Source organism: Acinetobacter sp. CAU_H_S170_2, assembly GCF_058890445.1.
This window is the reverse complement of sequence record NZ_JBZYAE010000001.1, coordinates 2,101,620-2,123,502: the sequence shown is the minus strand read 5'-3', so window position 1 is coordinate 2,123,502 and position 21,883 is coordinate 2,101,620. Positions and strand designations below refer to the sequence as shown.

Below are 21,883 nucleotides of genomic sequence, written 5' to 3'. Positions count from 1 at the left end.
TCGATTTTACCCTTGCAAGTCTTGTGGAAAGTGCTATGTTGATGGAAGGAATATCAGGTAAAAATAGGAGCACAACAATGACAACGCAAAAATTTGATGCGACTCCAACGCCGAGCGAAGGGATTAACTTAGATGATATTTCAGACGATAGCGTGAAAAAAGCGTGGCAAGATTACGAAGCAAAGGCTGAGTATAAAAAGTTCAATAAACATGACATGATTGAATCTATGCAACATGCTGAAGAATCTGATGAAAATCCCAAGCCTGAACAAGTTTAAGTCATAAAAAAAGCGCTCATCGAAAGGAGCGCTTTTTTTATTTCAGTTGTAATACCAGCATTATTTTAAAAGTGGTGGCACTGCTTCGTAGTTAATTTCTACGCGACGGTTTTCTTTCCATGCATTTTCGTCATGGCCTGCATTGATTGGCATTTCTTTACCGTAACTAACTGCTTCAAGCTGGTTCGGACTCACACCTGTGGTGATTAAGAAACTTTCAACCGCTTTGGCACGACGTTCACCCAATGCCATATTGTATTCACGTGTACCGCGCTCATCGGTATGACCTGTTAACGCCACACGCGAATTTGCATTTGCCATTAAGAACTGCGCATGAGCTTGTAGCGTTTGGTAATCATCATTGCTGAGGTCGCTACTGTCATAGTCAAAATGCACAACGCGTTTTGCTAAAAATGCTTTGTTGGCTTCAGTTACGCCTTTTGCCGATGCACCTGCAAGATTTTGTGCATTTAAAGCAGCATCTTCACTTAGACCTTGAGTATTGACTGTGGTTGAACCATTTGGGTTTTGACCCGCTTCAATTGTCGCAGCGGGTTTGCGGCTCGCACATCCTGTAACTACAAGAGCAGTCGCTAAGATTGGAAGGGCTAAAAGTTTGATCGATTTCATTCTTCATCTCCATGAAAATTGATGATTATTAAATGACTAGTCATTAAAAAAGTTATTTGGGTGCCCAAGCGGGTTCACGGACTTCACCTTGTTCACTTGGTAAATTCATACGGAAACGGCCATCCAGTGACATGATCGACAACAAACCACGTGAACCTTCACGCGTTGCATAGACCACCATCTGCCCATTTGGCGAGAAACTTGGTGATTCATCCAAACTGGTTGGCGTTAAAATATTGGTGACACTTGAGTTTAAATCTTGAATAGCGACTTTATAGTTACTACCACTTGGACGGTGAACCAGTGCCAGCTTTTTGCCATCGGCACTGAGCGTACCACGTGCATTGAATGCGCCACGGAAGGTCAGGCGGTTATAATTACTATTTGCCAAGTCATAACGGTAAATTTGTGCAGAACCACCACGGTCAGAAGTAAAGATAAATGACTTACCATCTGGTGCATAACGCGCTTCAGTATCAATGGCACTGTCGTTGGTCATACGTTGCAGCTGACGGGTTTCCAAGTTCATTTGATAGATTTCCGGGTTGCCATGCATAGAAGCGGTGAACAGCATACTTTTCCCGTCTGGAGAGAAGCTTGGTGCGCCATTTAGACCCCGGAAGCTAGCAAGCTTTTCACGCGCACCTGTGGAAAGGTCTTGGACATAAATTGCAGGGCGTTTGGTTTCAAACGACACATAAGCGATTTTCTTGGCATCTGGAGTCCAAGCAGGCGATAGAATGGGGTCGCGTGACGTTAAAATTGTACGTGGTTGCTCACCATCAGTATCCGCGATTTGTAGTGTATAGCGTTGCTCTGGTGTAGCAGGATTGCGTAGTACATAAGCAATACGACCGCTAAAGTCTCCTGGAATACCAGTTAATGCTTGATAAATAGCATCACTAATCATGTGTGCAGCAGAACGAACGCGTGATGCTGGAACAGTTAATAATTCATTTAAAAGATATTGTTGTTTTTGGACATCATAAAGTTGGTAATGAACTTCGTAACTGCCATTTTCAGTGGTTTTTACTGTTCCTGTAACGACATATGGAACACCTGCAGCCTGCCAGTTGGCTGCGTTCGGATTATTCATGCTGGCGGTTGCAGGTAAATTTTTTGAAGCGCTGGTAAATTTCCCTGAGCGGTTTAAATCTGTTTCAATAATAGGATAGAGGCTACTGTCATTGCTAAAAGGTACGATTGCAATTTTAGGCGCTTCTTCAGGTGCTTTTGCAATTTCTAAATGAAGCTGAGCATGCACTTGAGTCACTAAGACTGGGCTGAAAGCAGTTAAAATGGCTAGGCTAAGAAGGTGTTTACGCGTCATTTCCATCATTCGTTATTTACTCAAACAAACGGCTTTTATTGTGGGTTTAATTGTTCTACATAATGGCATGATTTTCTAATATTAAAAGCATGAAATTATGACTGATCTGTTATAACACTGTGAAAAATGAGTAAGAATTAAGTCGTTTAAGCGTAAATGCAAAAACACATAGGTAGATATGTGTGATAAGGGAGAGTGGCGGTTTGCTTATATGGAGTGAAATATCGACTGAAATTAAAGACTTCACATCGATTACTATTGAACATGGATACAGATTAAACGTATTTAAAATAAGTTATTTGAGTATATAAAAGTACTGAGATTTAGGCTAAAAATCCCCCTGACTGTTCAGAGGGATTTGGATTATTTTGCAGTAAAGGATGAGGTAAAGCTTTGTGCTTGCCGGCGCGCTTCTGGATCTGAAGGCATTGGATAGGGTGCAGCAGAACGAACAGCTGCTTCGACGCTGGCTTTCATGTCCGGGTCACTGGAGCTCACGATCACAGAACGTACAGCGCCACTATCCGAAAGCGTGACACGTGCAGTCGCGGTTTTACCCGTTGAACCTGCTGGGGTATCCCAAGCACGCTTAATTTTATTTTCAAAGTCGCGCTTTGCCGTTGAAGCAATTTGCTTTGCTTCAGCTTTCTTTTGTGCGGCTTCTTCGGCAGCTTGTTTTGCAGATGAAGCACGTGCTTCTTCAGCCGCACGCTCTTTGGCATCGGCATCGGCTTTACGTTTGGCATCAGCGGCGGCTTTGGCTCTTTCGGCATCAGCTTTGGCTTTTGCGTCAGCATTTGCCTTAGCTTTATCCGCATCAGCCTTACGTTTCGCATCAGCGTCAGCTTTGGCCTTCGCTGCATCTGCTTTAGCTTTAGCATCGGCATTTGCCTTGGCTTTATCGGCGTCTGCTTTGGCTTTTGCATCAGCGGTGGCTTTTGCTTTGTCCGCATCGGCTTTACGTTTTGCATCAGCGGCAGCCTTGGCTTTATCGGCATCGGTTTTGGCTTTTGCATCAGCCGCAACTTTAGCTTTATTGGCGTCAGTAATTTGTTGCTGCTTTTTAGCGAGATCTGCTTTCTTTTGTGCCTCTAGCTTCGCTTTTTGTACTGCCTCTGCTTTTTTCAATGCTTCTAAGTTTGCTCGGCGTTTGGCATCTGCTTCGGCTTTCGCCGCTGCATCTGCTTTGGCTTTCTCAGCATTTTTAGCTTGCTCCGCTGCACGGGCAGCAGCACGTTCTTGCTGAGCTTGTAGTTTTTCAGCTTCAGCCTTTGCACGTGCCTGAATCTGCTGCTGTAGTTCAGCTTTACGCGCTGCCGCTTCAGCAGCTTTAGCATCCGCTGCTGCCTTTTGAGCGTCGACCTTTGGCACAACGGGTGTTATAGGTGGTGCAGTTGGGATAACAGGTGCAGGCTCTACAACTGGTGGAGCAGTTTGTGTGATTTCTTTGGCTACATTTTCATGTGCTGTTTCCGTAAACTCTGTTTCTTCAAGCGTAACAGGCTTTAAGTCCTCAGGTTTGATGAGCACAGTTCTAATTTGCTTCGGTGGCTCTGGTGGTTTACTCATACCAAGATAAAGTAAGCCAACAACAGCAATCACATGGACACCAAAGGTAAATCCAAGCGCGATGGCTTTTTGTTTAAAAGGTGGCTTTTTAAAATCTTTCATAAATTACTTTAATGGCTCTGTGAGTAATCCAACTTGGCTGAGGCCCGCTTCTTGTAGGCTGTTCATGAGCGACATGACTTCGCCATAAGAGCGTGACTGTTCACCTTCCACAACAACGGTTAAAGTTTTATTTTCAGCCTGAGCTTGTTGCTGTGCTTCACTTAAAATAGACGTCAATTCAGATAAAGCCAAAGGTTCAGCTGAACTGTGTGTTTTATATTTAAGGAAATAGCGACCTTCTTTATCTAAGCTGACCATTGCAGGTGCATCTTTTGATTCAATGGGGTTGCCATTGGCCTGAGGAAGATCGACATTGATGCCGCTAGTAATCATGGGTGCGGTGACCATAAAAATCACTAATAATACGAGCATGACGTCAATATATGGGACGACGTTCATCTCACTTTTTAGTGGTTTTTTAATGCGCTCGAAGCGTCCTGAACGTTGAATTGCCATTAGTCATGTTCCTTAGTTTCACCCAAAGACTGACGTTGTAATAACGCAACCATTTCTTCTGCAAATAAAGCACGATCGGAGTAAACCGTTTCGCCTTTTCCTGTGTAATGGTTAAATGCCAATACTGCAGGAATCGCTGCAAATAAACCAATCGCTGTAGCAATGAGGGCTTCAGCAATACCGGGTGCAACCGTTGCAAGGGTGACTTGATCTACGTCTGCTAAACCGATGAATGCATTCATGATGCCCCAAACGGTACCAAATAAGCCAACATACGGGGCAACAGAACCAATGCTGGCCAAAGCACCTAAGCCTTGTTCAAGTTGGCTTTGGTCACGACTTAGACCGACGCGTAAAATACGTTCTGTGCCTTCAATGGTTTGAGCTGTAGCAGCATTGCGTTTTTTTAGTTTTAAAAACTCGCCTAAACCTTGATAAAAAATATCCTCAAGGCCGACACGTTTGGAGTTAAGTTGCGCATTGTTATACAGCGTATTCAGTTCAGCACCTGACCAAAAAATTTTTTGGAAATGGTCATCGTCTGCCTGTGCTTTTTTATAACTCATGTGTAACTTGGCAATCAGATACCAGCTAAACAGCGAGGCCAAAAGTAAAGCCAGCATTACCAGTTGTACGACTGGGCTTGCTTGTAATATTAGATCTGAAACTTGAAGAGATGATTCGAGTTGAGTTGCCATAGTTACTACATGTGCCAATAATTTTTTTAGTCTTGTCCTAATTCTTTTAGAATCAGTTCGCGGATTTCATCGGGAAGTCGACGTGGTTTCATTTCTGAACTGATACATGCCAATTCGACCTCACCAGATGCAAGCATGATTTCACCACGATAAATATTTTGTTGCAACACAAATGACGTAGCCTTACACGAAACAACACTTGCTGTAACAGTAATTAAATCATCCATTAAAATTGGACGTGAATATTTCACATTAATTTTGTGTACAACGAAGTTATAGTCTTTTTGATGCCAGTAATGATCTACACCAGAAGCACGTAACCACTCAGTACGGGTACGCTCCATAAAGCGAATATGATTGGCGTGGTAAACAATGCCACCTGCATCAGTATCTTCAATATAGACACGAATGTTGAATTCAAATTTATTCGCCATGAGAGTATTCCGTTTTTCCAGTTGTACGAGTCGATTTAGATTGACTTGGCGCTTTTATATTTAAGGACAGGGTCTTAAAATTGATGCACGTCAAAGTACTAATGCGTCGCAGTTTAGCATTATGAGATTTCACTCCAATGGCACAAGATGTCAAATATTGTGATTCATGACTGTTGGGGGAGTTGAACGCTGTATGGCTATAAAAATATAAGGATAAGGGAATGAATGGTTATTTTAAACTGCTGCTTATTTTGGCTGTGGCATTTGCGCTGTGGACATATTGGCTTAAGCCTGAGCAAGGAAGCAGAAGTTTAGAGTTATATTCACCGATTGAAAATGTACAGCAAGTTGAAGGCTACACAATTACTTCCTTAGAACCATATGCGGGAGAGTTTCGTGTGTTGGCGCGTGAAAACTATAGGATGGGTCGTGAAGCAGAGCTAAGTCCTGTGGATTTTGCTTTGGGTTGGAACGAGATGGCGAAGCCTGAAGTCTACAAGCAACTATCTATTACACAAAGTAATCGTTGGTATTATCGGCGTTATGAGAACAATCCACCCATTCCAGTAAATGATATTGCCTCGAGTAGTGCCAATACGCATTTGATCCCAGCCAATAAAGTTGTTGCACAAAAACTTGCAGATATTGATGTAGACGACATGGTTTATTTAAAAGGGCAACTGGTTGAAGTTAAATCGGCTGATGGTTGGACGTGGCGCAGTTCACTGAGTCGGACAGACACAGGGAATGGGGCGTGTGAGTTAATGCTGGTCGAAGAGGTGAGAGAAATTTCCTCTTTATAAATTGTCGAGAGGGGATGTATAGCCAAGGCTTGTGATGGATTCTCGTTTAAAAAAAAGATAATGTTATTTAAATATTTTATAAATGCATACCCAGTATTGTATTAAGAAGCTGACTAATAGAGCGACTAGGTATAACTTTATTAAAACGTGAATAATAACTTAAAATGGCATTAAATTTGCTTTTAGCGTTATGTAATTAAATTAGGGAAATTTACATATGTCAACGCGTTTAGCATTATCTATAGCTGTCACATCTGGTCTTTTAGCACTTTCATCTTTCACTTTTGCTGATGACTTTCAGGTTTTAAAACAACTAGAAAATAAGCCAATGTTATTAAAAAAAGGTGAATATCAAGGGAATTATTATGTTCCAAGTACATTAAAAACAATTACATGGGGCTATTTACCAAATAAGAATGCTAAACCAGTATTAACAGTTCCATCGGAAAGTACAGTGACCTTTGATACTGTTTCACATGAAGGATTGCTTGAAGATCAGGGGAGAGATGCTGAAAAGTATTTTTCATCGCATGGGGTTGAATCTGAAAATGTTCTAGATGAAGCAAAATTAATTACGAGCTCCAATTTAAAGCATGATTTTCATAAAGATGGTCCACACATCATCACAGGTCCAATTGCAATTGATGGTGCAATGCCTGGGGATATTTTAAAAGTTGAAATCTTAAAAGTTGAACCACGAGTTCCTTATGGTGTGATTTCAAATAGACATGGAAAGGGTACATTACCTGAGTTTCCAAAGCGTAAAAAGATGGATGGAGCTTCAGCAAATAATCCAGATGCATATGGTAATGTTTCTATCTTTACGCCAATTGAAAAAAATAAAAATGGAGTTTGGGAAGGTGTTTTAAAAACTGATACAGGCCCATCAATCCGCTTTCCTTTAAACCCATTTATGGGAACTATGGGGGTGGCTGCAAATACAAGCGAACCTGTGCATTCAGTACCCCCATCATTTTATGGAGGAAATATTGATATTAATGAGTTAAGTGCTGGGGCAACGGTGTACTATCCTGTACAAGTGCCAGGTGCACTGTTCTATACAGGTGATAGTCATTTTGTTCAAGGAGATGGTGAAGTTTCCTTGACTGCTCTTGAGGGATCAGCACGGGCAACGTTTAAAATTACATTGTTAAAAGCGGGCAAGGATAAAGTACCTGGTAAAACCATTAGACAACCTCTAGCAGAGAATGCGGAGTTTTGGATTACGCCTGGTTTAGACGAAGATTTGGACGAAGCAATGCGTAAATCAACACGTGAAGCGATTCGCTTTTTGGTTGATGAATATGGTATTTCAGAAGAAATTGCATATGCTTATTTAAGTGCCGCTACAGACTTTGAGGTATCCCAAGTGGTTGATCGTACCAAAGGTATTCATGCCATGATCCGTAAAGCAGACTTTAATGAGTTTAAAGAAACAAAGAATAGATAGTGAACCAAAAAGAAGGCGGCATTAAGCCTCCTTCTTTTGCATTAAACAGGTATTTTAGGGTTTATCCTTCGGTTCAGGCGGTGTCATACCAAACTGCAAATACGCCATATTGGTGGCAATACGGCCACGGGCTGTCCGCATGACATAACCTTGTTGAATCAAATATGGTTCAATCACATCTTCTAAAGTACCTGAGTCTTCAGCCATTGCAGCTGCCAAAGCTTCTACACCACCAGGGCCGCCATCAAAACGTTCAAGTAACATACTCAAATAACGACGGTCTAAAGTGTCTAAACCATCTTTATCGACATTGAGCATATCGAGTGCACGCTGAGCCATATCTTGTGTCACTTCACCAGTACCTTTGACTTGCGCATAGTCACGGACACGACGCAGTAAACGGTTTGCAATACGTGGTGTACCACGTGAACGACGTGCAATTTCTGCTGAACCTTCACGTGTAATAGGTACATCCATCAAATTGGCAGAACGAGTCACAATATGTGTCAAGTCAGTGACTGAATAGAATTCAAGGCGTTGCACAATACCAAAACGGTCACGTAAAGGAGAGGTGAGGAGTCCAGCACGTGTGGTTGCGGCAACTAAAGTAAAAGGGGGTAAGTCGAGCTTAATTGAACGCGCCGCAGGACCTTCGCCAATCATAATGTCGAGTTGGTAGTCTTCCATGGCTGGGTAAAGAATTTCTTCAATCACGGGGGAAAGACGGTGAATTTCGTCGATGAACAGCACATCACCTTCTTCAAGGTTGGTCAGCATGGCTGCCAAATCCCCAGCCCGTTCTAGTACGGGGCCTGAAGTCGACTTGAGGTTTCCACCCATTTCACGGGCAATAATATTGGCAAGTGTGGTTTTACCTAGTCCCGGTGGACCAAAAATTAAGGTGTGATCGAGGGCTTCACCTCGACCACGTGCTGCGCCAATAAAGATTTCCATTTGCTCACGAACTACGGGCTGACCGATGTAGTCATCGAGTGAGGTCGGGCGGATAGCGCGGTCGATATGATCTTCGGGTTTTTCGGAACCACCGATGAGACGGTCTTGCATATAGTTAAATCAATCTCTGGCTGAACTTTCGAGGCACAGCCTCAAATTATGATTTGTGTTTAGGTACCATTGTGTAGGCATTGCCTTACTTTTGAAAGATCAAAAGTAACAAAAATCTTATGTTGGATTGAGGATATGTCCTTATATCCCAATCCAACATGGCGACATCCATGTCGCCTTCATGTATCCAATTTAGGTGTATTGGTGTGTCTATTTTGGATTATTTATTCATCGATTTGAGTGCAGCACGGATGATGTCGCTCGCTTCAGTAAAATCACCTTTTGCAGCATTGACCAATTTCTGTGCTTCTAAAGGTTTGTAACCTAAAGATTGTAAGGCCGCTTCAGCTTCTGCCACGGCAGAGTTGCCTGTGAACTGAATTTGTTCAACGGTTGAGTTGCTTGGCACAGTGCCTGAAGACATCGCTTTAAAGCGATCACGTAACTCAATCATCAAACGTTCAGCAGTTTTTTTACCCACGCCCGGTACTTTAACCAGTGTATTTATATCTTCATGTTCGACAGTATGAATCAGCATATCGACGCTGAGCGTGGATAAGATACCTAAAGCCATTTTAGGGCCGACACCGTTGACCTTTAATAGGGTGCGAAAAATGATTTTTTCTTGTTGATGTAGAAAACCATAGAGCAGTTGAGCATCTTCACGCACGGCAAGGTGCGTCCATAAGGTAATGTTCTGGCCTTTTTGTAGTTGGCAGAAGGTCGTCAGTGGTGTATCAATTTCATAACCGACACCATTTACATTTAAAAGTACGGTGGGTGCTTCTAGTGCGAAGACTTCACCAATAAGACATCCGATCATGTTGTGTGATTCACTTTTTTATCTATGGTTGCATAGTAGTGAGCATTGCGCAGAAAGGCAAAAGACTCATGGAAAATTGAGTTCGGATTGATGGCTTTATCATCAAACTGGATGTTGATGACTTATTTAAATCAATCCTGCCTTATTGCCTTGTAACTCTTGAGACAAGTTGTACGCTTGGTGGTCCGAAAATTTAGAAATAATATCTAAGACCTGCATGATATTTTCATAGTGGTTGCTACCAAAGTGCGCACCAGAACGACATAAAATAGCCATTAAGCGTTGTTCTTTAAAGCTCAATGTTTTATGCGGTGTAGTGAGCGGAATAAAGGCATCTAAAATGTTTTGTAAGCTTTGATGGGCAATAATTTCCAAACCCGCTTTTTGTGGGTGTTCAAATATTTTATCGCGAGCTAAATCCTTTGCACGGTTAATGCCTAACTCAATATCAGCAGCGCAGTATTGCAGTAAGCTGCCAGCCAGTTGTCCGTTTAAAATTTCAAAATGATGCTTAGCAAATGCCGATGTGACTTCTTCAACCAGACGTTTCATCACTCGTCCACGTAGGGCTGCAATTTTTTGCTGCCAAGTTGTATCTGGCATCGACAGTTCAGTTGGTGCGCTATATTCACCTAGTAAGCTTAAAAAAGTCGGTTCGACTTCTTCATAAGACAACATATTTAAAATAATGCCATCTTCAAGATCAATCAGGGCGTAGCAAATATCATCTGCTGCTTCAAGTAAATAAGTCAGCGGATGACGGCAATAATGATATTCACCCAGTTGAATCAGTCCAAGTTGCTCTGCAATTTGTTGAAGGATTTCTTTTTCTGCCTGATAGCAACCAAATTTGGCACGTTTACTGGCAGGAGTATTACCTTGTGACTCGATGGTTTTAGACAACCATGGATATTTTAAGTAAGCCCCAAGTGTTGCATAAGTCAGACGCATGCCACCATCATTAGGGTGATAGTCAATTTTAGTCAGTAAGCGTAGACCTTGGGCATTACCTTCAAATTGACGTACATCGGCTTGTTCTTCTGCGGAAAGTTTCTCTAAAAAGTTTCCATGTGACGCATCGTCAAACCATTCACGAATAGCATATTCACCCGCATGACCAAACGGTGGGTTCCCAATATCATGTGCTAAACAAGCCGCTTGAATAATGGCTCCAACATCGGCAGGGGAAATCCACATTGGTAGTTCATCTTTGATTTTTTCCGCTGCGAGCATGCCAAGAGAGCGTCCAATGCAGGAGACTTCGAGCGAATGAGTTAAACGGGTGTGAATGCCATCGTGTTGAGTCAGTGGATGGACTTGGGTTTTTCGGTTCAGTTGGCGAAAACTTTGGGAAAAAATAATTCGATCATAATCTTTGTGAAATGGGCTACGTGCCAATTCGGTATTTTGTTTTTTACTTCCAATACGAACTGTTGAGAGCAGTTCCAACCAACGCATTTGCATCATTTATCGTTATTCAGTGAGTTATTGGCTTCATCATGCCAAAAAAGTGTGACGAGCTCTAGAGGGCTGCGACATAAGTTGTCTTTTAATTTATGACTTTTGGTTTTCCCTATACTTTTCACCATTATTCTGAAAAAAATGGATGATGAAATCATATAAATTCATTTCAATCATCTGCCATTTATTTCGTGCTGAAAGGGGGGAAACAATCATGATTGTTCTAAATTCCACTCTGTTTTGATCAAGTATGACTAATTAGACCTAACTATATTGATTTTTTAAATAAACTAACTACGGGCGGTATGCCAAAACTCCTGTGTAAGTGTAATACGATTATTTCTTTAGGGGAAATACCTTGCCTACACGAATAATCTTATATTTCAGATCAAAACTATGATCAATATTCAGCACAAATTGATGCGGAAGAATTAGGGTCTGTTGACATTTACTGTTCATAATTAACCCTATAAAGGTAGCCATAAAAATATACAGGCTAAAGCAACAGAACTTTGATAATTTCTTTTGAGCTTGTCATATCGAGTAGCTATTCCTCTAAATTGCTTTAATCTACAAAACATATTTTCAACTAAATGCCTGATTTTATATAAACACCAGTCCATATGGTCATTGTTCGATTGGCTATTTGTTTTTTTTGGTATATTCGCTTTAGTCCTTGTTTTCCTGATCTGTTCACGCAGTGGTTCTGAATCATAGCCTTTATCTGCACATACCACTTTTGTCTCTTTTAAATCTAATGTTGATATTAAATCAGGTGCAACTTTAACATCATGTGTGGTTCCATCGGTAATCATGAAATCAATAGGATTGCCATGTGCATCAACAATCAAATGTATTTTTGAGGAGTTTCCTCCTACACTTTTAGAAATAGATTGATTCGCTATGCCGGCAGAATGTTGATGAGCACGTACATGAGAGCCATCAATAAAAATCCACTCCATATCGGGGCATGAGGCTAGTAATTTGAATAATCTAAGTAACTTACCGCTGCTTGACCAACGATTAAAACGTTTGAAAATAGAGTTTGAATGACCAAAACAACAAGGAATATCTCGCCACGGACAGCCTGTTCTAATTCTATAGAGAATAGCTTCAATAAAATTGCGTAAATTTGAGTTGTGGTGAATGGATAAATTACGCAGAATAACTTTCAACTTTTGCCAGTGTTGATCTGTCAGCATGGTACGAGGCATAGCGAATAGTAAAATTGGGTTTGGCGATTTGATTTTACTACTTCGCTATTTTTTTAAGCTAAAAGTGTCAACACACCCTATATAAAGATTTGAAATCAGTTATTTTATATCTTGAGTGTAAACGACTATTGATTTTCCACAATGGATGGGATCCAGAACCTATTTATTATGAGCCTGAGAAAAATATGAATAAAAGCTTATTATTAGCTATCAGTATCTTATTATCCGCTTGCAGCCAACCTAATCAAAATAAACAGATGACTGCATCTGAAAAAGTTGAATCAAAAGTTTCTCAAGTTAAACCAAACTTATCGGTTGAAAATAAAGTGATCCAAGATTTACCTATCGCTACTTTTGCCTTTCAACAAGAGGGCGATCAGTTCATTGCTAAAAATTGTATTTGGACAGATGCTCCACGCGCAGAGGGGAAAAATTATTGGGCGATTTTGCTCAGTAATGAAATAAATGGTAAATCTAAATTTACCAAAGAAGAGCTTCAATCCGAAAAAGTTAAAATTGGAAAACCAATTAAAAACTGTAATGGTGGCTCAGAGGATGAAAATCAAAAATATTCCTATGAAATTGATAGAGAAGGTGATTTAGTTAATTTTGTATCATTGAAAAATGATCGAATAGTACAAAATTCTGATCACACCTTTAGCATTGACCTGAATAAAAACGGTACACCTGAGCAAATCTATGTTTGTTATAACATGGAAAGTTTAGATGCATTTTTTATCGAACCAGCTTTTGATCATCCTTATTTAAAGCGAGTGAATGTGCAACTTCCTTATGCAATAGATGGTGAAATTGATGAAGAGCTTCAATGTGGGAATATGTTTTATAAAAAGAACGGCATCATTGCTAAAGAAGATCCGAAAACAGGCGAGTACATATATTCAGTCAAGTAAATCAATTGTTACTAATCATGTTTAGCAGCGAAAGTCAAAGAAATTCGGACATTTAAAACCACGATTTCAGCATATTTTAAGTCTGATATGACTAGCTCAAAACTTGCATTCACAGTAGAATATGCGCTCTCTTCAAGTCACATTGAGGTAGGTTGTCTAGACCTGCCCGTGGAGCCAAAAACAGCATGTTTATCGTTGCCGGTGCACCTGCACACTCTTCTTTTAAGCAAACACAACTTTTAACACGTCTATCGTCTATCAGTTCTGTTCAATCAATAGAAAGCCAATGGGTTTACCTTTTCGACCAAGCGCTCGACGAGCAACAACAGCAATCTGCTTTGCAGCTATTAAATGATGGCGCAACCTTCCAAGTTCGCCAAGCGACAAGTGATGAAGTTCAAGTCCTTGTGACGCCACGTGTAGGCACAATCTCGCCGTGGTCATCAAAGGCAACGGATATTTTTGCTAACTGTAATACCCCGATACACCGCTTAGAACGCGGTGTTTTGTTTACTTTAAAAGGTATTTCTGAAGTATCGGATGTAGTAAAACAAGTTTTACATGACCGTATGACTGAAAGTGTGTTCAATCAAATTGAAGACGCTGCTGCATTGTTCTCTGAAACTGCACCAAAGCCTTTAAACGCAATCGACATTTTAGGTCAGGGTAAAGACGCTTTAGTGAAAGCAAACTCTGAGTTTGGTTTCGCACTCTCTGATGAAGAAATTGATTATTTAGTTGCTGCTTTTAACAAGCTCGGTCGTAATCCACACGATATCGAACTGATGATGTTTGCTCAGGCAAACTCAGAACACTGTCGTCATAAAATCTTTGGTTCTGAATGGACGATTGACGGTGAAAAACAGCCATTGTCATTGTTCCAAATGATTAAAAACACCTATAAAGAATCACCGACAGACGTATTGTCAGCATATAAAGACAATGCTTCGGTGATTGTTGGTTTTGATACTCAGCGTTTCTATCCGAAGAAAGATGAAGCGACTGGTCACCACGTTTATAAATACAAGAGCCAAGCCGCTCACATCCTGATGAAAGTGGAAACGCATAACCACCCAACAGCGATTGCACCATTTGCGGGTGCTGCGACTGGTTCGGGCGGTGAAATCCGTGATGAAGGTGCAACAGGTCGTGGTGGTAAACCAAAAGCAGGTTTGACAGGATTTACTGTGTCTAACTTGAACATTCCGGGTTTTGAACAGCCTTGGGAAGAGAACTACGGCAAACCATCTCGTATGGCATCTCCGCTTCAAATTATGATTGAAGGGCCTTTGGGTGGTGCTGCGTTCAACAACGAATTTGGTCGTCCTGCGTTAAATGGTTACTTCCGTACTTTTGAACAAAATGTGAATGGCGATGTGAAAGGCTTCCATAAGCCAATCATGATTGCTGGTGGTTACGGTAACATCCGTCCAGACCACGTGGAAAAAGATGCGATTCAACCAGGCGATTTATTGATCGTCCTTGGTGGCCCTGCAATGCTGATCGGTCTTGGTGGCGGTGCTGCATCTTCTGTAGACAGCGGTAAACTCGGTGAAAACTTAGATTTCGCTTCTGTACAACGTGAAAACCCTGAAATGGAACGTCGTTGCCAAGAAGTGATTGATGCATGCTGGCGTATGGAAGACTTCAACCCAATCGTGTCTGTGCATGACGTGGGTGCAGGTGGTGTTTCTAACGCAATGCCTGAGTTGGTGAATGACCACGAACTGGGTGCGATTCTTGATTTGCGTAAGATTCCATCGCTTGAGCCGGGCATGTCTCCAATGGAGATTTGGTCAAACGAAGCGCAAGAACGTTATGTTTTAGCTATTCGTCCAAGTTCTTTAAGCCTGTTTGAATCACTTTGTGCACGTGAACGTTGTCCGTTTGCAGTATTGGGTGAAGCGACTGAAGCACGTCACTTAACTGTTGAAGATCCATTGTTTGAAAACAAAGCCGTGGATATGCCAATGCAGGTCATGCTAGGTGGCACACCACGTATGAGTCGTTCGTATGAAACGATTGAACGTCAAGGTGACGACTTTGATGCATCTAAAGTCACAGATTTGAAAGATGCAATTTACCGTGTACTTAAAAATCCAACGGTTGCATCGAAATCATTTTTGATCACCATTGGTGACCGTTCAATTACAGGTATGGTTGCACGTGATCAGTTTGTAGGCCGTTGGCAGGTTCCTGTTGCAGATGCAGCAGTAACCACAACAAGCTTACAAGGCTATACAGGTGAAGCAATGGCGATGGGTGAACGTCCGCCTGTTGCCTTGTTAAATCCTGCGGCATCTGCGCGTTTATCGGTTGCAGAGTCGATTTCAAATATTATGTCTGCAAAAATCGACCAGATCAGTGACATTAAATTGTCTGCAAACTGGATGGCGGCGGCAGGGCAAAAAGGTGAAGACCAAGCTTTATTCGAAGGTGTAAAAGCCATCGGTATGGAAATGTGTCCTGCACTCGGTATTGCAATTCCAGTCGGTAAAGACTCATTGTCAATGCGTACGACTTGGAATGATGAAGGCGAAGACAAATCGGTGACTTCACCGATGTCAGGTGTAATCACAGCCTTTGCTCCTGTGACTGATGTACGTAAAACCTTAACGCCTGAATTGAAAAATGAAGAATCAGTACTTGTCCGTATCGATCTTTCTAAAGGTCAGTTCCGTTTAGGTGGCTCAATCCTTGCTCAGGTCTATAAAGCGATTGGTTCAGTGACACCTGATGTGGATAGTTTTGACGACTTCAAAGCTTTCTTTACATTGGTTCAAGACTGGAATAACCGCGGCTTAATTAAGGCTTACCACGACATCGGTGATGGTGGTTTGCTTGCAACTGTTGCGGAAATGATGTTTGCGGCACGTCTCGGTGTGGCTTTAGAAGATCAATCAACTGAAAGTCTATTTGCAGAAGAAATTGGTGCAGTGCTTCAAATCAGCGCGTCTGATTGGGCAACACTTGCAGAAGAAGTTGCGGCATCTACATTACGCGATGCAATTGCGGTTATTGGTACTGTAAATAATACAGATCAATTGACTGTAAATGGCTTAGTGCTTGAACGTGCAGACTTGCAAGTGGCGTGGACTGAAGTGTCACATCAGATTCAACGTCTACGTGATAACGTGGAAACAGCGGATCAAGAATTTGCATTGATCACGGACAAATCACATGCAGGTATTATTGCAAAACCTACATTTGATTTGAACGAGCCAATCGAAGCGCCGTACATCAACGAACGCCGTCCAAACATGGTGATCTTACGTGAACAAGGCGTAAACGGTCATGTTGAAATGGCTGCGGCATTCGACAAAGTTGGTTTCAATACTGTAGACGTGCACATGAGCGACTTGCTTGCAGGTCGTATCAGCCTAGATGACTTTGAAGGTCTTGTGGCATGTGGTGGTTTCTCTTACGGTGACGTAATGGGTGCTGGTGGTGGCTGGGCGAAATCAGTTTTGTTCAACCCAAAACTTCGTGACCAATTTGAAAAATTCTTCAATCGTGACGAAACGTTCTCTCTTGGTATTTGTAATGGCTGTCAAATGTTGTCGCAATTGGCGCCACTGATTCCGGGTGCTGAAGCTTGGCCGCGTTTCCACCGCAACACTTCTGAGATGTTTGAAGCGCGTGCAGTAAACGTTCGTGTTGAAAAATCGAACTCTGTATTGTTAGAAGGTATGGAAGGTTCAATCCTGCCGATCGCAGTTGCACATGGTGAAGGTCGTGTGGTAACAAGCGCGGATAACTTGGCTGCATTAAATGCAGGCAATCAAGTGATCTTGCGTTATGTCGATAGCCAAGGGAACCCGACTCAACACTATCCAATGAACCCGAATGGTTCACCAGAAGCGATTTCAGGTGTCACATCGAAAGATGGTCGTGCAACGATTATGATGCCGCACCCTGAACGTAACTTCCGTGCGGTACAGCATTCTTGGAAGCCTGAAGAGTGGACGGAAGATGGTGCATGGTTACGTATGTTCCGTAATGCACGTAAGTTCATTGGTTAATTTGAAGTCTGTGTTTTGAAAAGCCACCTTCGGGTGGCTTTTTTATTGAATTAATTTTTTTGTTTTTTGAATTTTTATTTCTCCCGTTGAAGTTGGTTTAGATTTTGCTTTTATATTTATGTGAAAGTGATATTGTGTAATAAGTGCACAAATATCATGCAAAATAGAAGAAAGATGGGCGAATTCAAACATGAGGTGCGACAGTTTCAAAAGCCATATGATAATCAACAAGCTGAGCAAATTTCTCTAATGGTGTAAGCCAATCTAACGCCTTTCTAGGACGAGTATTCAGTGACATGGCAACTTGATTTAAATAATGCTGATCTGCCTGATTTAAATCAATCCCTTTAGGTAAATATTGCCTAATTAAACCATTCATATTTTCGCATGTGCCTTTTTGCCAAGGTGAATGTGGGTCACAGAAATATACATCTATGCCTAAATCTTCTTCGAGTATTTTATGTTCTGACATCTCGCGTCCACGGTCATAGGTCAACGTTTTACGCAGTTCTGCAGGTAAATATTTCAGAGCTTCAGTTAAAGCCTTGCGCACTGATTCTGCCTTTGCATCAGGTAATGTTGCCAAGATACAGAGCCGTGTATTTCGTTCAATAAGTGTTGCTATCGAACTTTTATTGTCTTTACCTTTAATTAAATCAGCTTCCCAATGACCCGGTATTTTTCTTTCTTGAACTTCGGCTGGGCGCTCATGAATAGTTTTAATATCCTGTAATATAGAATCTTTTTTAGGTTCACCGTTAGCTTTTCGCTTTTTATTTTCATGACGCAGACAGGATAATAAGTCTTTTTTCAACTCACCCTTGGGTAATGCTCGTATCGTTGAATAAATCGTTGTATGGCTTACATTCATTGTTTGATCCAAATCAGGAAATGTCTTTAAACGCTTTGCTATTTGCTGAGGAGACCATAAACAACGGATCGCTTCAACAATAAATTTCCAGAGGATTGAATCGATTTTGAGTTTTCTGTGACCACGTCTACGTCTAGCGAAGGTGTTATCAGAAGCATATCGAGCTTGATAAACGTCATTGATGCTATTTCTTTTAAGCTCACGATAGATCGTACTAGGATGTCTTTTAATGAGTTCAGCAAATTTTCTGGCTGAAAAGCCTTCTTTTCTTGACTCAAGCATTAATGCAGTACGATCTTCAAAGTTAAGATGATGGTATGACAATTTTATATACTCCATAAACCCTTTAAATTAATTAGGTGGTTTATGTCGCACTTCAAGTTTTACTCTGCCATGGATTACTAAACAATTTCAGTATCAACACTTATGTATGAGGTGATGACATGATTAAAACAGTTACATACGAAGCAGTCGATAAGTCTGCGTTACGTAAAAAAGGATGGAAGTTGTTTGCTGTGATTTTGAGCTTGCAATTGATCTTTTTGATTTTGGGGTATATGTTGCAGATGTGATTTTGAGAATATAAAAAAACCGCCGAGAGGCGGTTTTTTATTGAATGTACTATTTATATAAAATAGACTGCATTTTTAGTTGGCGTAATTTTAAACAAAATTTATATCTATATGACTTTACTTTTCATGGGCGAAAAGTAACAAAAGCCCTTTGTTCGTCTGATGGGGCATCCTTGTTCACAGTTTGACGGGCGACATCTATGTCACAAGTCATGTGATTGAATTTAGCCTTTGAAAATGTTTTCATAAAAGTAGTAAAAGTCACTGGTCTTTTTAAATTGAGAAATTTGTGTTGAACCAGGATAAAGTTGTGACGGTACCTCAATTAAAAAACCAAAGTTTACTAATTCCATATTGGGATTTTTAATATCATATTCGAATTCAGGATCATCACGATTGGTTTCTATGGTGTAAATTTCCTCTATTAGGTAAATTAAATGGCTATTTAATCTAGTAATAATATATGTATATTTATCAAAAATTTGCTTTGAAATACTAAGGTTTTTAAACAGTACAGAAGCACGGCCTATCATTTTTGCTTGTTTTTCTAGGTAGGTTTGATCAAGTATTCCTAAAATTTCAATGCTTAATTCTAAATTGTCCTTGTCTTTAAAAAACTTTTCGATAAACCCAACATTTATATTTTCTGCTTCTTCAATAAAAGCTAATAATTGTTTTTGTTCTTTCAAAGTACGAAATTTAGTATAGCTTTCAATTGAACCTGTAATTAAAGATGCAAAAGGGATAGATTTAATTGTGTCTTCTAGCAGAGTATTGGCTGTTTTAAAGATAATTTCATCTGCTAAATTTTCAGTTGTTGTTAAAGCAAGTTCACGGGCAATATTTTTATTAGACATAGGTACAGTCGATCAATATGATTGATGTGATATTAATAAAATCTACATTAAAGCGCTATGCTCAAACTCATCTACTATGTCCCCGAATCTCATCTTGAATCCACCAAACTTGCGATTTTTGAAGCAGGAGCAGGTGGTATAGGGAATTATGAACACTGTGCATGGCAAGTTTTGGGCACAGGGCAGTTTAAACCTGTAAAAGACGCAAATCCGTTTATAGGTCAGTTAGATGCTTTGGAGCAAATTCCAGAGTGGCGGGTGGAAACCATTGTTCCAGAGGAAAAAGCTTCTGCTGTGACAAAGGCTTTAAAATTAAGTCATCCCTATGAAGAACCCGCTTTTGAGTTTATTCAAATCGTGGATATTTAATCTTAAAAGAAGTTTGTGGCGGAGTCTTAAGGTTTAATATTTAATTGAGACTTTAACCTTCGGTTCGACCTACTTTTCTTTCGGGAAAAGTAGGCAAAACCATTGTCATCAGCAAAACTCGACTGCTTTCATCATTTGATTAAATAAGTCGCAGAAACTCTATGATAGGTATTTAGGTTAGCTCGAACAGTTGCTGATGACCTTAACGCGTATCAAACTTTTGCAATCACTGTAATTAAGACAGCAGCTAAACCTTCTGAATAAATAACTCACGATCAAAACGATACTGCGGGAAAAACACACCGTCTTCTGCACGCTCACCTGCACCAATCACCATCACAGGGTATTGCTGATCATTTAGATTTAACAGTTTACGAACCAAAGGCTCATCAAAACCTTCCATCATACAACTATCGAAACCATAGGCACGTAAAGCTAGCACTAGATTCTCACATGCTAAAGCTGTGGTTTTACTTGCCCAAAGTTTTGCATCGGCTTGATTAAATGCAGTTACAGGCAGTTGTTTGTCTAAGCTACGTGCAATTTTGAAAGCCACTTTCTTAAAGTTACCCAGTGCATTTAAGTAACCTGTCTTATAGTTATAAGGAATGAACTTATAATATTTCTGTACAGTCGCAGGCGCTTCAGGAAAAGGGAACTCTGTAATGTTGCGTTTTGCCATTTCATCATTACGGTCTGTACGCGCGACACACACGATCAGTTCTGACGCAGTTTTTGCCGCAAGCTGATTTAGACAAGCTTTGACCAGCTGTTTTTTCTTAGTGGGATTCTGCACCACATAAAAAGTCCAAGGCTGTAAGTTAGATGAGTTTGGTGCAAGTAGGGCCAAATCTAAACAGTCATCAAGTACTTCAGTTGGAATTTCTTTCTTGGTAAATTTGCGAACCGAACGGCGGCTTTGGATGACTTTCTTAAAATTTTCAACATCGATACCTTGTGGTGCAGGCTCAAAGTAACGCTTTTTTTCTGTAGTGTTCGACATAAGTAGTTTTTCCGAATGGGTTCTTAAATATGTTGGGACGGAAAATAAAAAAACCACTGTGTAATATGCAACACAGTGGTTTTTAGTCATTCAACGATGAAGGATTAGTTGAACTGGGTGAAATCAGGTTTACGCTTTTGCATAAATGCTGATACGGCTTCCATCATTTCTGGAGAGCCGACACGATCCATGAAAATTTCAGCTTCATGATCAATCCAAGCCACAATTTCATTTACATTGTGTTTCATCAAAGCTTTAGACTGCACTAAAGAGGCTAAAGGTAAAGCAGACAATTGTGCCGCTTTTTTAGCTGCTGCTGCATAGACATCATCTTCAATACTGTTGACAAGGTTTGCAGCAACTGCAGTTGCACTGTCAAACTTCTGAGCGGTCAGCAGTAATTCAGCAGCTTTGTGATAACCTGCTTGTTCTACCAATAATTTGCTTGAAGCACCTTCTGGAGATAAACCAAGGCTTACAAATGGAATCTGGAATAGGGCAGTGTTGTCGCTATAAACCAAGTCACAATGTAACAGGATCGTTACCCCAATACCAATCGCCACACCACGTACAGCCGCAATCAACGGTTTAGAAAATTTTGCCGCAGATTTAAGTAAAATAAATGGAGGGCCTTCAGCCGCAGGTGCTTGACCTTTTTGCGCTGCAGATTTCATAAAATCTTGCATGTCGTTGCCTGCGGTAAAGTCCGCGTCTTCACCACGTAGAATGACAGCACGAACGCTATTGTCTAGATCTGCTTCATCTAAAGCTTTTGCGATCCATAAATAAAGTTCGCCATACAACGCATTCTTTGCTTCAGGACGGTGAATGGCTAATGTCAGTACGCCATTGTCTAATTTTGCATTCAAATGTTGATGAGGTTGTTGAATACAGCTCAGTGTCATCGTACTATCCTTGCTAGAAAGTTTGGTTTAATTTTATGGGCTCATTATGTCGCATAATTT

The 21,883-nt window shown here is 40.8% G+C and carries 20 protein-coding genes and 1 pseudogene; 7 read left to right on the top strand and 14 right to left on the bottom strand.

The genetic code is table 11. The features are described 5' to 3' along the window. Positions 1–77: 77 nt before the first annotated feature. Entirely contained in the window at positions 78–278 is a 201-nt protein-coding gene (locus tag AC5EUN_RS10550) for an NF038105 family protein (protein WP_004980614.1), read from the top strand. A gap of 60 nt (positions 279–338) precedes the next feature. Here AC5EUN_RS10550 and pal read toward each other — a convergent pair whose 3' ends face one another. The 6 genes from pal to ybgC all read right to left on the bottom strand — a co-directional run bounded on the left by pal (position 339) and on the right by ybgC (position 5,497). Next, positions 339–908, bottom strand: a complete 570-nt coding sequence (pal, locus tag AC5EUN_RS10545; protein WP_004693879.1) for a peptidoglycan-associated lipoprotein Pal — start codon at positions 906–908, stop codon at positions 339–341. A 52-nt stretch (positions 909–960) separates the two neighbouring features. Continuing rightward, entirely contained in the window at positions 961–2,244 is a 1,284-nt protein-coding gene (gene tolB, locus AC5EUN_RS10540; RefSeq protein ID WP_010326409.1) for a Tol-Pal system beta propeller repeat protein TolB, read from the bottom strand. Between the two features lie 357 nt (positions 2,245–2,601). Next, on the bottom strand, positions 2,602–3,909 hold the full coding sequence (gene tolA, locus AC5EUN_RS10535; RefSeq protein ID WP_010326410.1) for a cell envelope integrity protein TolA: 1,308 nt from the start codon (positions 3,907–3,909) through the stop codon (positions 2,602–2,604). A gap of 3 nt (positions 3,910–3,912) precedes the next feature. Then, positions 3,913–4,365: a protein TolR gene (gene tolR / locus AC5EUN_RS10530; protein WP_004693872.1), complete on the bottom strand. Its 453-nt coding sequence runs from the start codon at positions 4,363–4,365 to the stop codon at positions 3,913–3,915. Next, on the bottom strand, positions 4,365–5,063 hold the full coding sequence (gene tolQ, locus AC5EUN_RS10525) for a protein TolQ (RefSeq protein WP_004980607.1): 699 nt from the start codon (positions 5,061–5,063) through the stop codon (positions 4,365–4,367). The genes tolR and tolQ overlap by 1 nt, the downstream gene beginning before the upstream one ends. A 26-nt stretch (positions 5,064–5,089) precedes the next feature. Next, on the bottom strand, positions 5,090–5,497 hold the full coding sequence (gene ybgC, locus AC5EUN_RS10520; RefSeq protein WP_004693869.1) for a tol-pal system-associated acyl-CoA thioesterase: 408 nt from the start codon (positions 5,495–5,497) through the stop codon (positions 5,090–5,092). Positions 5,498–5,718: 221 nt separating this feature from the next. Here ybgC and AC5EUN_RS10515 point away from each other — a divergent pair, with 221 nt between their 5' ends. Further along, complete coding sequence (locus AC5EUN_RS10515) at positions 5,719–6,300, top strand: hypothetical protein (protein WP_010326411.1); 582 nt, start codon at positions 5,719–5,721, stop codon at positions 6,298–6,300. A 217-nt stretch (positions 6,301–6,517) separates the two neighbouring features. Then, positions 6,518–7,750 (top strand): acetamidase/formamidase family protein, encoded by a 1,233-nt coding sequence (locus AC5EUN_RS10510; RefSeq protein WP_493352341.1) that lies wholly within the window; start codon positions 6,518–6,520, stop codon positions 7,748–7,750. A gap of 54 nt (positions 7,751–7,804) precedes the next feature. Here the strand turns inward: AC5EUN_RS10510 and ruvB are convergent, their stop codons facing one another. The 4 genes and pseudogenes from ruvB to AC5EUN_RS10490 all read right to left on the bottom strand — a co-directional run bounded on the left by ruvB (position 7,805) and on the right by AC5EUN_RS10490 (position 12,313). After that, entirely contained in the window at positions 7,805–8,815 is a 1,011-nt protein-coding gene (gene ruvB / locus AC5EUN_RS10505; RefSeq protein ID WP_005399718.1) for a Holliday junction branch migration DNA helicase RuvB, read from the bottom strand. A 220-nt stretch (positions 8,816–9,035) separates the two neighbouring features. Beyond that, positions 9,036–9,638 carry a Holliday junction branch migration protein RuvA gene (gene ruvA / locus AC5EUN_RS10500; RefSeq protein ID WP_010326413.1) on the bottom strand — a complete coding sequence of 201 codons (603 nt, stop codon included), beginning with the start codon at positions 9,636–9,638 and terminating at the stop codon, positions 9,036–9,038. A gap of 126 nt (positions 9,639–9,764) precedes the next feature. Further along, positions 9,765–11,105, bottom strand: a complete 1,341-nt coding sequence (locus AC5EUN_RS10495; RefSeq protein ID WP_029574990.1) for a deoxyguanosinetriphosphate triphosphohydrolase — start codon at positions 11,103–11,105, stop codon at positions 9,765–9,767. Positions 11,106–11,547: 442 nt separating this feature from the next. After that, positions 11,548–12,313: pseudogene (locus AC5EUN_RS10490) on the bottom strand (IS5-like element ISAba31 family transposase). A gap of 185 nt (positions 12,314–12,498) precedes the next feature. Here AC5EUN_RS10490 and AC5EUN_RS10485 point away from each other — a divergent pair. Next, a complete protein-coding gene (locus AC5EUN_RS10485; RefSeq protein WP_010326416.1) occupies positions 12,499–13,224 on the top strand; it encodes a hypothetical protein in 726 nt (241 codons plus the stop codon). Positions 13,225–13,409: 185 nt separating this feature from the next. Further along, entirely contained in the window at positions 13,410–17,246 is a 3,837-nt protein-coding gene (gene purL, locus AC5EUN_RS10480) for a phosphoribosylformylglycinamidine synthase (protein WP_493352340.1), read from the top strand. Between the two features lie 184 nt (positions 17,247–17,430). Here purL and AC5EUN_RS10475 read toward each other — a convergent pair whose 3' ends face one another. Continuing rightward, positions 17,431–18,456 carry an IS30-like element ISAba125 family transposase gene (locus tag AC5EUN_RS10475; RefSeq protein ID WP_004994718.1) on the bottom strand — a complete coding sequence of 342 codons (1,026 nt, stop codon included), beginning with the start codon at positions 18,454–18,456 and terminating at the stop codon, positions 17,431–17,433. A 104-nt stretch (positions 18,457–18,560) separates the two neighbouring features. Here AC5EUN_RS10475 and AC5EUN_RS10470 point away from each other — a divergent pair, with 104 nt between their 5' ends. Beyond that, a complete protein-coding gene (locus tag AC5EUN_RS10470; RefSeq protein WP_252716368.1) occupies positions 18,561–18,689 on the top strand; it encodes a KGW motif small protein in 129 nt (42 codons plus the stop codon). A 224-nt stretch (positions 18,690–18,913) separates the two neighbouring features. Here the strand turns inward: AC5EUN_RS10470 and AC5EUN_RS10465 are convergent, their stop codons facing one another. Beyond that, on the bottom strand, positions 18,914–19,546 hold the full coding sequence (locus tag AC5EUN_RS10465; protein ID WP_010326418.1) for a hypothetical protein: 633 nt from the start codon (positions 19,544–19,546) through the stop codon (positions 18,914–18,916). Between the two features lie 57 nt (positions 19,547–19,603). Between AC5EUN_RS10465 and AC5EUN_RS10460 the strand changes: the two genes are divergently transcribed. Then, on the top strand, positions 19,604–19,915 hold the full coding sequence (locus tag AC5EUN_RS10460) for a YqfO family protein (RefSeq protein WP_010326419.1): 312 nt from the start codon (positions 19,604–19,606) through the stop codon (positions 19,913–19,915). A gap of 247 nt (positions 19,916–20,162) precedes the next feature. On the opposite strand, the gene AC5EUN_RS10455 is transcribed toward AC5EUN_RS10460, so the two are convergent. Together AC5EUN_RS10455 and AC5EUN_RS10450 are read right to left on the bottom strand one after the other, a co-directional pair. Then, positions 20,163–20,918 carry a nitroreductase family protein gene (locus tag AC5EUN_RS10455; RefSeq protein ID WP_062034674.1) on the bottom strand — a complete coding sequence of 252 codons (756 nt, stop codon included), beginning with the start codon at positions 20,916–20,918 and terminating at the stop codon, positions 20,163–20,165. A gap of 104 nt (positions 20,919–21,022) precedes the next feature. After that, entirely contained in the window at positions 21,023–21,823 is an 801-nt protein-coding gene (locus AC5EUN_RS10450) for an enoyl-CoA hydratase-related protein (RefSeq protein ID WP_004693847.1), read from the bottom strand. Positions 21,824–21,883: the final 60 nt, after the last annotated feature.